The organism is Haladaptatus sp. DYF46 (assembly GCF_021083305.1).
In the GTDB taxonomy this organism is placed as follows: Archaea; Halobacteriota; Halobacteria; order Halobacteriales; family Haladaptataceae; genus Haladaptatus.
This window is the reverse complement of record NZ_JAJFAY010000001.1, coordinates 657,734-670,196: the sequence shown is the minus strand read 5'-3', so window position 1 is coordinate 670,196 and position 12,463 is coordinate 657,734. Positions and strand designations below refer to the sequence as shown.

General features: G+C 62.3%; 17 protein-coding genes. 12 read left to right on the top strand and 5 right to left on the bottom strand.

Going from position 1 to position 12,463, the window contains the following annotated elements; all coding sequences use genetic code 11:
- Nucleotides 1–4 precede the first annotated feature (4 nt).
- A complete protein-coding gene (locus LJF34_RS03795) occupies nt 5–1,150 on the top strand; it encodes a hypothetical protein (RefSeq protein ID WP_231183334.1) in 1,146 nt (381 codons plus the stop codon).
- Between the two features lie 425 nt (nt 1,151–1,575).
- Here the strand turns inward: LJF34_RS03795 and LJF34_RS03790 are convergent, their stop codons facing one another.
- Nucleotides 1,576–2,340: an enoyl-CoA hydratase/isomerase family protein gene (locus tag LJF34_RS03790; protein ID WP_231183332.1), complete on the bottom strand. Its 765-nt coding sequence runs from the start codon at nt 2,338–2,340 to the stop codon at nt 1,576–1,578.
- 54 nt (nt 2,341–2,394) lie between these two features.
- Here LJF34_RS03790 and LJF34_RS03785 point away from each other — a divergent pair, with 54 nt between their 5' ends.
- The 3 genes from LJF34_RS03785 to LJF34_RS03775 all read left to right on the top strand — a co-directional run bounded on the left by LJF34_RS03785 (nt 2,395) and on the right by LJF34_RS03775 (nt 5,182).
- A complete protein-coding gene (locus tag LJF34_RS03785; RefSeq protein ID WP_069450666.1) occupies nt 2,395–2,778 on the top strand; it encodes a PaaI family thioesterase in 384 nt (127 codons plus the stop codon).
- A gap of 129 nt (nt 2,779–2,907) precedes the next feature.
- Nucleotides 2,908–4,461 (top strand): NADH-ubiquinone oxidoreductase-F iron-sulfur binding region domain-containing protein, encoded by a 1,554-nt coding sequence (locus tag LJF34_RS03780; RefSeq protein ID WP_231183330.1) that lies wholly within the window; start codon nt 2,908–2,910, stop codon nt 4,459–4,461.
- 103 nt (nt 4,462–4,564) lie between these two features.
- Nucleotides 4,565–5,182 (top strand): molybdenum cofactor guanylyltransferase, encoded by a 618-nt coding sequence (locus LJF34_RS03775; protein WP_231183329.1) that lies wholly within the window; start codon nt 4,565–4,567, stop codon nt 5,180–5,182.
- Between the two features lie 255 nt (nt 5,183–5,437).
- On the opposite strand, the gene LJF34_RS03770 is transcribed toward LJF34_RS03775, so the two are convergent.
- Together LJF34_RS03770 and LJF34_RS03765 are read right to left on the bottom strand one after the other, a co-directional pair.
- The gene (locus tag LJF34_RS03770) at nt 5,438–5,635 is read right to left on the bottom strand and encodes a hypothetical protein (RefSeq protein WP_231183327.1); all 198 of its coding nucleotides are present in this window, start codon (nt 5,633–5,635) and stop codon (nt 5,438–5,440) included.
- Between the two features lie 135 nt (nt 5,636–5,770).
- The gene (locus LJF34_RS03765) at nt 5,771–6,412 is read right to left on the bottom strand and encodes a helix-turn-helix domain-containing protein (protein WP_231183325.1); all 642 of its coding nucleotides are present in this window, start codon (nt 6,410–6,412) and stop codon (nt 5,771–5,773) included.
- An 84-nt stretch (nt 6,413–6,496) separates the two neighbouring features.
- On the opposite strand from LJF34_RS03765, the gene paaA reads away from it, so the two are divergent.
- The 6 genes from paaA (at nt 6,497) to LJF34_RS03735 (ending at nt 9,606) form a co-directional block, all read left to right on the top strand.
- Entirely contained in the window at nt 6,497–7,438 is a 942-nt protein-coding gene (gene paaA / locus LJF34_RS03760; protein ID WP_231183323.1) for a 1,2-phenylacetyl-CoA epoxidase subunit PaaA, read from the top strand.
- 1 nt (nt 7,439) lies between these two features.
- Nucleotides 7,440–7,760, top strand: coding sequence for a 1,2-phenylacetyl-CoA epoxidase subunit PaaB (gene paaB / locus LJF34_RS03755; RefSeq protein ID WP_231183321.1), 321 nt, complete (start codon nt 7,440–7,442; stop codon nt 7,758–7,760).
- Nucleotides 7,760–8,605: a 1,2-phenylacetyl-CoA epoxidase subunit PaaC gene (paaC, locus tag LJF34_RS03750; protein WP_231183319.1), complete on the top strand. Its 846-nt coding sequence runs from the start codon at nt 7,760–7,762 to the stop codon at nt 8,603–8,605. Before paaB ends, paaC begins: the two co-directional genes overlap by 1 nt.
- On the top strand, nt 8,598–9,065 hold the full coding sequence (gene paaD / locus LJF34_RS03745; protein WP_231183317.1) for a 1,2-phenylacetyl-CoA epoxidase subunit PaaD: 468 nt from the start codon (nt 8,598–8,600) through the stop codon (nt 9,063–9,065). Before paaC ends, paaD begins: the two co-directional genes overlap by 8 nt.
- A complete protein-coding gene (gene paaE / locus LJF34_RS03740; RefSeq protein ID WP_231183315.1) occupies nt 9,062–9,229 on the top strand; it encodes a 1,2-phenylacetyl-CoA epoxidase subunit PaaE in 168 nt (55 codons plus the stop codon). Before paaD ends, paaE begins: the two co-directional genes overlap by 4 nt.
- Before the next feature lie 164 nt (nt 9,230–9,393).
- On the top strand, nt 9,394–9,606 hold the full coding sequence (locus tag LJF34_RS03735) for a DUF2196 domain-containing protein (RefSeq protein ID WP_231183313.1): 213 nt from the start codon (nt 9,394–9,396) through the stop codon (nt 9,604–9,606).
- On the opposite strand, the gene LJF34_RS03730 is transcribed toward LJF34_RS03735, so the two are convergent.
- Both LJF34_RS03730 and LJF34_RS03725 read right to left on the bottom strand, forming a co-directional pair.
- Entirely contained in the window at nt 9,607–9,996 is a 390-nt protein-coding gene (locus LJF34_RS03730) for a methylated-DNA--[protein]-cysteine S-methyltransferase (protein WP_231183311.1), read from the bottom strand.
- The gene (locus LJF34_RS03725; RefSeq protein ID WP_231183309.1) at nt 9,996–10,766 is read right to left on the bottom strand and encodes a class I SAM-dependent methyltransferase; all 771 of its coding nucleotides are present in this window, start codon (nt 10,764–10,766) and stop codon (nt 9,996–9,998) included. The genes LJF34_RS03730 and LJF34_RS03725 overlap by 1 nt, the downstream gene beginning before the upstream one ends.
- A gap of 179 nt (nt 10,767–10,945) precedes the next feature.
- Here LJF34_RS03725 and LJF34_RS03720 point away from each other — a divergent pair, with 179 nt between their 5' ends.
- Together LJF34_RS03720 and LJF34_RS03715 are read left to right on the top strand one after the other, a co-directional pair.
- Nucleotides 10,946–11,806, top strand: a complete 861-nt coding sequence (locus LJF34_RS03720; RefSeq protein WP_231183307.1) for an NOP5/NOP56 family protein — start codon at nt 10,946–10,948, stop codon at nt 11,804–11,806.
- Nucleotides 11,803–12,438, top strand: coding sequence for a fibrillarin-like rRNA/tRNA 2'-O-methyltransferase (locus LJF34_RS03715; RefSeq protein WP_231183305.1), 636 nt, complete (start codon nt 11,803–11,805; stop codon nt 12,436–12,438). The genes LJF34_RS03720 and LJF34_RS03715 overlap by 4 nt, the downstream gene beginning before the upstream one ends.
- Nucleotides 12,439–12,463: the final 25 nt, after the last annotated feature.

Below are 12,463 nucleotides of genomic sequence, written 5' to 3'. Positions count from 1 at the left end.
GAGTATGAAAGACGATCCATCCGCGGAACACAGCAGCAAACGCACCGACAGACGAACAGTTCTCAAGGCCGGAGCAATCGGGGTGACGGGTCTCATTTCCGGGTCCGGATTCGCCAGTGCCGAAATTTCCCCGTCCGGCACAGCGCCTCGCGGAAGTAACGTCCACGCCGCAACGGCGGTGAACGGGAAGTCGGTTTCCGAGAAGCAGCGCCACGAACTCCGGAAGCGTGCCGTTCGCGACTACGAGCGGAAAAACGGCCGCTCGTTGGACGCGATTCCAGCGGGGACGCACGAAGATTCGCCGGGAGCGGTCGTGGCGTACGCCTTCGGTTTCGATGCAAACGGGAGTGCCCACGAGTACGTCGGACTCGCCGACGAAGAGACCACGCACCTGGAAGCGCAATCGGGACGTGCCGAAGCGCTGATTCACGACCGGTTTACCCGGCGAACCGCGGAACTCGCCTCGGACATCGCTGTTTCGGAACAACGGGCGACCACGGAGTCCAACCAGACGATTACCAACACACAGAACATGTCGCAGTTCGCCAAACACCGGTTGGAGTACGCATCGGACCCCTACGGTGTGGCCGGAATGACGAACTACTGGTACACGAGCACGAAGCAGGACGAAAAGGAAGCACACGCGTTCCACACCCCTGCCGGGTTCGAACCGGGGACCAGCGCGTTCGACTCCGACTACGAGAACGATTGGGGCCGCGTGCAACACCGGTGGGACGAGGGCGAGATGAACGCGGACGTCGATTACGGGCAGTGGGAACCGTACGGAACCAAGAGCGGGTCCACGTCGAAAGGGTACTCGATAAGCGTGAGCATCGGGTACCAGACGGGCTACGTCACGGCCGGATTCTCGTGGACCTACACCCAACCGAACGTCGAAGTGGTGGACGAATCCTCCGCGTACAACGAGTACAACCAGTGGCAGTTGAAGATAAACGCCGATTGGGGCGACGATACGCGTACCAACTTCGTCGGCTTCAAACCGTCCAGTCTAGTCACGATAGACAACTGGGACCCGTCGATGGGCGAAAAACAGATCACCAAACAGGAGGTCTCCGCCCGGTTCGACAACGGCGAGGATCACTTCAAGCGATTGTACTCGTGGTACGGCCCCACGCTGTACCCCGCCTAAGCGGGAGGGGATTCCACTACCGGCGTCGCCGCGGTGTGAACAGGCTGCACCCGATTAAAGCAGCCGTCCTCCCGTGCGACGAGGCCGAACCCCCGTGTGAAAGTAACCTTCGTACACGGTCCGTGGCCCTTTGACGATTGACTAACCACTGGACACGCGAAGGCGAAAAATTGCTGACGGTAAACAGCTCGAGGCGGATGGTGCGGCGAAGACGTTCGAGCGGTATCGCCGGTTCCTGTCCTCTCTCCGGGAAAATCCGACAAATTACGATGGGCTACGGTTCGAACCATGTGACGGCAATTCTATAGAGCGATATATGATTCATGAGTTCGAGATTCGACAGCCTCGGTGCAGGAACATTGCAGTATGTGAACACGAATTCGCTCGAAAGTCGCGGTTCGGGAGAAATGCAGTCCCGCGACGCCTCACTGAAAGTCCGGTTCTCTACCTTCCAAAAACGCCGAGACGCCCTCCAAGTGGGCGGGCATGTCGTACGCTTGCGACTGAATCATCGTCTCGTAATCAAGCGCTTCGCGCCAGTCCTTTCCTAAATTCTCGTGGAGAGCTTGCTTCCCGAGTGCGATGGTGTGAGTCGGCTGTTCGGCCAGCGTATCAGTGAGTTCGGTGACTCGGATGTCGAGTTGTTCGTCGGGGACGGCTTCGTTCACGATGTCCAATTCGACCGCTTCGTCGGCCGAAATCAGCTCCCCGGTGAACGCGAGTTCCTTCGCCTTCCGCAGGCCGACGAGCCGCGGGAGGATGAACGTCCCGCCCATATCGGGAATGAGGCCGACGTTGATGAACGACGCCGCGAACCGAGCGGTTTCGGTGGCGTACGCGAAATCCGACGCCGTGACGAGCGCCATCCCTGCACCGACCGCGTCGCCGTTGACCTTGGCCACGACCGGAACCGGCGCGGAGAGCACCTCCGCCACCACGCGCGAGAGCGTGTCGGTGACGCGTTCGTAGGCATCCCTGACGTTTTCCTCGCGTTCGGCCATCGACTCGATATCGCCGCCCGCGCTGAACGCCTTGCCCTCGCCGGTCAACACCACGGCGTCGTGGACGTTCGGGTCGCTCTCCGCGAGGATTTCGGCGAGTTCGCCCGCTGCCTCGGGCGTGAAGGCGTTTCGAACCTCGGGGCGGTCGAACGTTATCGTCCGGATGCCGTCGTCGTCGGAAACGTGCATACTTGAGTGGGTCGCCCCATGCACATTTAATTACTTCCCGTGTACAGTCGTGGTATGGATATCGAAGCGTTCTTCGAGGGAATGCCGTTTGCGGACCTGCTCGGCGTCGAAGTGACGGAGGCGGCGGACGGACATGCCGAGGGGCGACTCGAAATGCGCGAGGAACTGTCGTGGAATCAGGACCGACTCATGGCCCACGGCGGCGTCACGTTCACGCTCGCGGACACCGTCGGCGGCGCGGCGCTCGTCTCACTGAACGACCAACCGGTTCCGACCATCGATATGCGAATCGACTACCTCAGCGCCGGAACGGGCGACCTCTATGCTGAGGCCGACGTAGTGCGTAACGGGAGCGACGTGGGAACCGTCGACGTGAGCGTCTACGACGAGGACGACGAACACGTTGCAGAAGCGCGCGGCGTCTACAAGACGGGGTGACACGATGAGACGGGGTGCACGATGAACCGATATCGAACCGGCGTTCTGACGTCGTCGGGTTCGTTTCTCCGCTCGTGTCGGTAAATCGGTCATAATCTTTTATCCATTGGCGGTGTCAGTAGGTGGGGAATGGGAACTTCTGATTCGCCTGCACTCGATGCACCGATCCTTCGCGTTTCGGCCGGGACGGGGCGCGAGGACGCGGAAGCAGTACTCGATGGTGCACGCGACGTAGCGGAAACGGTGGCAGTCGTCGATGTCGGGCCGGTCGGAATAGAGGGGTTGACCCCCCTTGTCGCAGTCACCGACGACGGAACGACCGCGTTTCACGCGAACTGTACCCCCGAGCACGCCCGGACCCTCGCCGAATCCCTTTCGGACGGAACCGTCGTGGAGGAGGACGCTCACGCCGTCGTGAGCCACGGCGAGGGGCAAACGACGTTGCCGACGCCCGAAGACGGTCCGCTGTCCGTCGGCCGACGGGACGTCCTCGAACGATGCGGGTGGGTGGACCCGACGACGGCGGCGGGATACGAGGAGTTCGTCGCGACGGAGGCCACCGACGCTCCCGAAGCCGTCATCTCGCAGGTCGAGACGATCGGCCTGTTGGGGCGCGGACGCGGCGATGCACGAATGGACGAACCGGTCGCCGAGGAGTGGCGAACCGCCCGCGACACCGACGGCGAACCCGTAGTTGTCGTGAACGTCGGGGAAATCGACAACACGAACGACACGGACAGGACGTTGTTGGACGCCGACCCGATAGCCGTCCTCGACGGGGCAACGGCGGTCGCCAAAGCCGTCGGTGCAGAAGACATCATCGCCTACTTCCCCGAATCGGCCGTCGGAACGCGTGAACGGGTTCGAGAGGCGATGAACGCGTTCATGGACACGGACGCCGCGGCTGACGTTACGATCCGGACGGCAACCGGCCCGGACATGTACATGGCGGCGGAACCGACGATGGCCCTCGAAGCGCTTGAGGGTAACGACCGACTGGAGGCCCGCCTTCGTCCTCCGTCACCCGGCGAACACGGCCTCTACGGCCGGCCGACCGTCATCCACACGCCGCGGACGTTCGCACAGGTTCGGCGAATCCTCCGTTCCCCGGACGCGTTCGACTCGGAGGACGCCGACCCCGGAACTCGACTCGTGACCGTGACGGGCGACGTTACGGCACCCGCGACCATCGAACTGCCGACCGGCGGCAGTCTGGAAACGGTTCGAGAAGCGGTCTCGCTCGACAGCCAGTTCAAGATGGCCTGCATCGGCGGGCAGTTCGGCGGCGTCACGCGCTCGCTCGACCAGACGCCGAGCGCTCCGGCGCTGACCGGTGCACACCTCGGAACCGACGGCGTCGTCGAACTGTTCGACCAATCGCGGTGTCCCGTGGCGACCGCAGGGACTCGCGCGCGGTTCGCCGAAGAGGAAAACTGCGGACGCTGTGTTCCCTGCCGTGAGGGTTCGAAGCAGTTGACGAACCTGCTCCGGGACGTGTATTCGGGCGAGTTCAAGGACGACATGCTCCGCGAACTGGCGCGGACGATGCGCGATACGAGCATCTGTCACTTCGGGAGAACCGCATCCCGGCCCGTAACGACCGCGATGGACGAATTCGAACCGGAGTTCCACGCGCACGCCGAGGGCCGTTGTCCGAGCGGTACGTGCGAGGAAATCCAGTAGGTAAGACCCACCGAAATATATCGCATGTTGCGATACAATCGCGGGGTGGTTTCAACGAAGAAGCGGCCACAGAAACTTACTCGCTCGTCCCGTACGAGAAAGCATGCCCGCGGGAGTCATCGTCGCCGGCGGACGCTCGACCCGGTTCGGAAAACCGGACAAAGCGGTCGCTCCGCTGGCGGGTGTGCCGATGATTCGCCGCGTCGCCGACCGGGTCGACGAAGCCGTCGACGAACTGATCGTCAACTGCCGGGAAGACCAGCGTGCGGCTATCGCCGATGCGCTGTCCGGCTACTCGCTCCCATCTCGTTTTGCCGTCGATACCGACCCGGGCACAGGGCCAATGGCCGGAATCCGGACCGGACTCGCGGCCTGTGACCACGACGTCGCCGTCGTCCTCGCTTGCGACATGCCCTTCGTGGACCCGAAAATCGTGTCGTCCCTGTTCGACCACGCTACCGGTCACGACGCCGTCGTTCCCAGACTCGACGACGGTTGGTTTCAGACGACACACGCGGTGTACCGACGGGACCCGATGGTCGAGGCGTGCGACGCCGCCCTCGCCCGTGGCGAGCGGCGAGTCGTGGACCCGCTGTTCGAACTCGATTATGCCGTCGTCGGAGCGGACGACCTCCCCGAACGCGGGTCGCTCTCCTCGTTCGAGAACGTCAACACCCGAGAAGAGTTCGAACGCGCCGAAACCCGACTCGAACGGACCTGAAGTTTATATACGAGATGGAGGCCAGACCCTCTATCCGCTGCCGAGCGCCGTGAAGCGATCCGCGGGAGTACGGCACACCGCTTCACGAACGATCGTGCCGTCTGTTCGCCCCATTTGGAGGTCCTGTCAGCGTCTACAGCGTCGGTTTCTACCCAACTGCTCCTACCGCTTTACCACTCTCGCTCTACCGTTGCGGAGGTACTGGACGCTTTGCGGGTACCAAAACGAGGTCCGTCCGGCGAAACCGAATGAATGCTACTTCAAACTGTTAGCTTCCGAGTGGGACTCGGTGTCGTCCAAAATGAGCAGCGGAATCAACACGAGCAGGAAAAAGCCCGTAATATATCCGATAATCTCTGCCCCGTCCGGGAGATGCTCTGCTTGCGAGATGGAGAGATAGCCGAGGGCGAGGAGGATGATCTCCGGCCGGGAGGGAATATCTGGGAGGGACACGGATATAAGTTTCAGAGAACGAAGTATGAATCTTATGACGCGTTCATAGATATCCGAAAGTACCACACGGCTGCCGTCCTTCCTTCTCGTTCTAACTCTCGGCTTTCGAGACCATCCGAACCGTGAGTGATCGGTTCACGCGAATATCTGTGAGAACATCGACCGCTCGGCGCGATGAAGTCGCTCTAAGAACGCCGATTTGCTGATTCCCAATTCGTCGGCCACCTCGCTCGCGGTCGTTTCGCGCGGGACGCTGAAGTAACCCGCTTCCAATGCGGTTCTGAGAGCGCGTTCCTGTGCCGGTGTCACGTCCCACTGCTGGGCTACGACCTTCTCGTCCTCGGAGCCGAGTTGGTGGACGCGTTCCAGTCGCATGCCGACCGTCTCACCGGCGGCGGCGAGGACCCCTTGGAGGACGTCGTGGCCGACGACCGCACCCGTAAACTTCGCATTGCCGTCGTGATAGCGAACCGATTCTGCCATGAACCCGACGTTGGTCAGTTGGTGGACGACGCAGGCGTGTTTCGAAAGACAGCGAAAGTTCTGCCGTCCGTCCGTCGTGGAGACGTGAAGGTATCGGATTCGATCGTCTTCGTCGAGGACGTCGATGAGACCCCCGTTTTCTGTGGGGGCGCTAAATCGGAGGAGCGTGTAGCCGTCGTCGCGGTGTTGCGGTGGTTGACAATCGATTCGCGTCCCCGTCTTGCGTGATGCCTCGGCGAGCGGACAGTCATCGCCCGTCACGGCGAATTCGACGACGAGACACTCGTCAATCATGCCGCGATTATAGGAGCCATCCATATTTAAACCCCGTACATGGGCGGGCGAATTGGTATGGGTCGGGGTCGATAATTAACGACCATGGACATCGAGACAGTCAAGGAACGGGCCGGACCCCGGCAGTTCAGTCCGAAGGACGACATGCCGGAGGAGTACCGGAAGGCGGCGACCCGGATGATACAGTTCCACGCGAACTCCGAAATCATGGGCGCGTATCTCGAACGCCCCTTCATCCGACAAGCGCCGAGCCTCGACCGAAAACTCGCCTGCAGCGCGAAGGTACAGGACGAAATCGGCCACGGGCAACTCCTCTACCGGGCCGCCGAATCGCTCGGCATCAAGACCCGCGACGAGATGCTCGACGAGTTGGCGAACGGGGAGGGGAAGTTCCTGAACTGCTTCCACTACCCGATGGAGAACTGGTGGGAGACCCCGATGATCGCCTTCTTCGTGGACGGCGCGGCGATGCGCCGACAGGCGACGCTGAAGCGTACGAGCTGGGAACCCTACGCGCACGCCATGGACAAGGTGTGCTTCGAGGAGGGCTTCCACGTCAAGCACGGCGAGGACATCATGCGCGAACTCTCTATGGGGTCGAAGAAGGAACAGGAACTCATGCAGGAGGCCTTCGAGAAGTGGTGGCCGCGCATCATCCAGTTCTTCGGGCCGACTAACGACAAGAGCACGCACCACGACTTCTCCGCCGATGTCGGATTGAAGACGATGTCGAACGACGACCTCCGCAACGCGTTCCTCAACGCCTACATCCCGAAGGCGAAGAAGTACGGACTGGAAATCCCCGACGAACCGCGCATCGAGCGCGACGAGGAGACGGGCACGTACAAGGTGCGCGAAGACGACCTCGACTGGGACGAGTTCTTCAAAATCGCGAAGAACAGCTACGAACCCGGCGTCGGCCAGATAAACGGCCGCAAGAACGCACAGGACGCGGCGGAATGGGTCCGTACGGTACTGGACGACTGGGAATCGAGCGGTTCGAACACGCCGGTGGCGGCCGATTAACATGATCTGGGAAGTGTTCCGACAGGAAGAAGCGGGGAAGTATCACACCCACTGCGGAAACGTTCACGCGCCGGACCGAGACATGGCGCTCATGTTCGCCCAAATCCAACACGGGCGGCGCAAGCCGACCAACAGCCTCTGGGTCGTCCCGAAGGACGAAATCGGCGAGGTCGATGCCGACGAAACCGCCTTCGGCGGGACGACGGACAAATCCTACCGCTGGGTGATGGCGTACAACCGGATCGACTCCAGTTTCGCACAGGAAATCGAGGACTCCGAGAGCGAACAGGAGGACGCGGACCGACGACGGAGTGAGGCATAATGTCGGCACAGCTCGCGGGACCTGACGAACTGAGCGACGAGGAGCGAGCGGCCGTCGAGGATCTGCTTCGCCGACTCGCGGACGACGAACTCGTCCTCGCCGAGCGCTACACTGAATGGCAGGTTCGATCCCCGACGTTGGAATCCGACCTCGCCATCTCGAACATCGCACAGGACGAACTCGGTCACGCTCGACTCTGGTACGACCTGTTACAGGACTTCGGCTACACGGAGGCCGAACTCATCTTCGAGCGCGACCCCGCGGATTTCCGCCATTCGACGCTCGTGGAAGGGCCGTTCGAAACCGGCGACTGGGCGGACGCCGTCGTGCGCGGGTACTTCTACGACGTCGCGGAAAAGCTGCGCCTCGAAGCCCTCGAAGACACGTCCTACCCGCGAATCGCTGACCGCGTGGCGAAGGTTCTCAGCGAGGAGAACTACCACCGCGAACACGCACAGAACTGGCTCGAACGGTTGACGAGCGACGACGAGGGAACGGAACGCATCCAGTCGGCCGTCGACCGACTGTTCCCGTACGCGTTGACGCTGTTCGAGGCGGGCGATTCGAGCGAGGAAATCGACGAACTCGGAATCCGAACCGAGTCGCTCGACTCGATGCGTGACCAGTGGCTCGACATCGTGGTCCCGTTCCTCGCGTCGCTCGGCGTGGACCTCCCCGCCGAAGTCGAGGACGGCGACATCGACGAACTGCTCCCCGAGGACATCGGACGAGACGGAAGCCATACCGACGACTGGGCCGACCTTCACGACGAGATGACGCGGACGTACCGAGAACTCGGGCGAACCGAAGCCCACCGAATCATGCCGGACCCGGACAATGAGTAGTGACCCACAGGAGTTCGATATCGACTCCGAACCGACCGCGTGCACGTACACCGATTACTCGGAAACCGGCCGCTCCCCCGAAGACTTGCCCGCCACGGGCGAGGGGGCGACCGGTCTCGAACGGCGCGTCTGGAACGCGCTGTACGACATCGAGGACCCCGAGATGCCCATCAGCATCGTTGATTTGGGGCTGATTTACGGGGTGGAGTGCGAGACTCCGGAAGAGTCCCGTGACGAAGATGGCAACGCCGCCGGAACGAATGTCGCCGTCATCATGACGCTGACGTACACCGGCTGTCCCGCTCGCAAGATGCTGACGGAGGAAATCGTGGACGAAGTGGCGGCCGTCGAGGGCGTCGCCGACGCGGATCTCGAACTCGTCTGGAACCCGCCGTGGTCCATCGAGATGGTGACCGAACAGGGCAAAGACGACCTCAGGGAGTTCGGACTGAGCATATGAGACGACTCGACCCCAGCGTCACGACGAGCGGCGAAGACGAGGGCGCGGAGTGTCCCTACTGTGGTTCGACGGATACGCACAGGGAACACCCGAAAGGGCCGTCGCTCTGTCGGTCGATGCATTACTGTAACGGCTGTGAGCAGCCGTTCGAGAAGTTCGAGTAGGGGTTTTGTTCGTCCCGACGACGGGACGTGTTGATGGGTACGCATCCCGGGGTATGAACGGAGTTAACATAACTCTTTTCGCAGTCCGAAGAAAGGTCCCCAAAACGGACGTATAGAGGGGAGTGGCCACCACGTTTTTTCCGCCGTCCGTTGCAGTCCGTCGTATGTCCGCAGAGACACCGACACGGGAGGAATTGCGCCGCGGGATGACCGTCGAAATCGAGCAGACGAACGCCGAGAACGCGGACGATGCCGAGCCGCTTCGCGGCGACATCGCCGAAATCCTCTCCGAGGAACACAGCGAACCCGGTGGCGTGAAAGTGGAGTTGGAGTCCGGGATTACGGGCCGCGTCAAACGCATCGCACCCGACGAGTAGCTACCGAGATTCGAGGGACAGCAACCGCTCTTTCAATCCGAGTCGATTCTCCTCGCCGCCCGAAAAACCGCCCAAACCGCTTGCACCGACGATGCGGTGGCACGGGACGACCAACGGAACCGGATTGCGGCCACAGGCCTGTCCGACCGCTATCGGTGCGGTATCGAGAACGTCGGCGATATCGCCGTAGGTCCGTGTCTCGCCACGCGGTACGTCGGCCATCGCGGCCATGACCCGCCCGGTGAAGGAGTCGGGATACGTGACGGAAAGGTCGAACGCGTCCCGTTCGCCCGTGACGTACTCGTCCACTTGCTTCCGGATTTCGCCGGGACTTTCGGCGACGAGCGCGTCGTCGATCTCCATCTCCCAGTCCCACACGGACACGAACATCAGCGCCTCCTGAGGACCGTCACGGGTCGATGAAGCGTTCCCGGTTCGCAATCTTCGACCGGGGCCGAGAGGTCGAAGCTATCGAACCATCCCACGTGGTCGAACTCGGTTCGTTCGAGGAGCATGCGGAGCTCTTGGGGGGCGAACGTCTTTACGATGTACTCCTCTCGGAAGCGACGAGTGTCGTCTGGCGTTTCGACCCGCGTCGTCAGCGTCTGGCGAACCAACTGTTCGGTCGTGTGTATCGGTTCGTGTTCGATGCCGAACCGAACCGTCGTCTCGCCTTTCGTCGTTTCCCACTCGCTCTGGGAGGAGATTCCGCCGGCGAAGTCGATGGACCCGTCGATACAGTAGAGCGACCCCGGCGTCAGCGCGTCGGCCATCGAATCGAGGTGCGACAGCAGCGCCTCGTTCGAGTCGAGGTACAGCGACCCGAGCGCACAGAACGCGAAATCGACGTCGCTCGGGAGGATGAACTCCGCCATATCCCGTCGGAGGAACGTCGCTTCGATGTCGTTCTCGCGGGCCTTCTCGATGGAGTGTGCGATCATCTCCGATGAGTTGTCCAACCCGGTGAACTCGTAGCCTCGGGCGTCGAATTCGAGGAGGTACGGGGACGGTCCACAGGCGATTTCGAGGACGGAATCCGCTCGGTTCGAGCGCTCTCCGAATCGGTCGATACAGGCTTCGAAGAAGTCGACTTCGGCCGCCACATCGCGGAAATCGAACGCAATCTCGTAGTAGTCAGGATTCGCGTAGAGACCGGCCATAGGTTCCAACTCTGGTGACGGGTCTTAACTACTCGTATCAGGACGAAAAGGGTTGAGTGAACGGTCGAACGCCTTCGTTTTTCTCGACGAAGCGGATTCGATTGCTCCATACCGAGTCGAACGCCGACCACAGCGGCCGTAAACGTAGGTTTAAACGAGAAGGCGCACAAGCCACAGCCATGACCGAATCGGACGCCGAGGAGACGGGTGGCGAAACGGGGTGGTTCACGGGCGTCGAATCGGACGACGTGGATGCCGGGGCGCGCTCCATCCGAGAGGGACGTGCCGACGAACCGGCGGATTGGCCGGAACGGGCCGTCGAAACCGGATTCGCGGAGGACGAAGCGGACTATTACGCGATGCTTCGGGAGGCGACCATCCGTGCGACGCGAGAGGCGGTGACGGAGCGCGAACGGGCGGACGACAAGCAACTCGTTCACGCGGTGCGAGCGATGGACGACTGCGAGTCGGAGGCGAACGAACTCGCGGAGCGCGTCGCGGAGTGGGCGGGAACGCTGTATCCCGACGCCGGAACGGGCGTGGAATACGCCAGCGAATTGGCCGAAAGCGACCCCGAAACGCCGGTCGAAGAGCGCGTTAATTCACTTGCTGAGCGCGTCGCGGACCTCGCCGCGGAACGCGACGAACTCAGGTCGTTCGTCGAACGACAGGCACCGGCAGTCGCACCGAACCTCGCGACGCTCGCCGACCCGGTGCTCGCCGCGCGACTCATCGCGCTGGCAGGTGGCCTCGAACCGCTGGCGAAGATGCCGGGCGGGACGGTACAGGTGCTCGGGGCCGAAAACGCGCTGTTCGCCCACCTCCGCGGGCACGCCTCATCGCCGAAACACGGCATCATCTATACGCACGAAGCGGTTCGGGCCGCTCCGCCGGACCAGCGCGGGTCCGCGGCACGCACGCTGTCCGGCAAACTCGTCATCGCCGCACGAATCGACCACTATTCGGGCGAACACAATCCGGACCTGAAGGAGGAACTCGACCGTCGGATGGACGCGATTCAGTCGCGGGGTGAGGAATGACGCTCCCGAATGGCGTTGAACGGCGAGAGTTCGGCGGCGACGACCGACTGGCGACCGAGGGACTGCCGGTTTACGGCGAACCGACCGACGGCGACTGGCGCTGTTGGGACGCACGGCGTTCGAAGTTGGCTGCGATGCTGGAACACGGCATGGACACCGGATTGGAGGGCGACGAGACGGTCCTCTATCTCGGTGCCGCGAGCGGTACGACGGTGAGCCACGTCGCCGATTTTTCGGGGGCGACGTACGCAGTCGAGTTCGCACCGCGTCCGACGCGGGACCTCCTCGACGCGGTGGAAACGCGTGAAAACCTCTTTCCCCTGCTGAAGGACGCTCGAAAACCCGAGACCTACGCACACGTCGTCGAATCGGACGTGGACGTGCTGGTTCAGGACGTGGCGACGCGAGGGCAGGCGCGCGTCGCCCGTGAAAACGCACGATTCCTCAGGGAGGACGGCCGATTGCTCCTCGCCATCAAGGCTCGAAGCGAGGACGTTGCGAGCGACCCCGAGATCGTGTTCGAAGGCGCGCTCGACACGCTGCGGGAGGGGTACGAAATCCTCGAAACCCGACGGCTGGAACCGTTCCACGTGGACCACCTCGGCGTCGTCGCGATTCCCCGGAAGGTGTAACCGTCACCGGAAGTATTTACGTGTC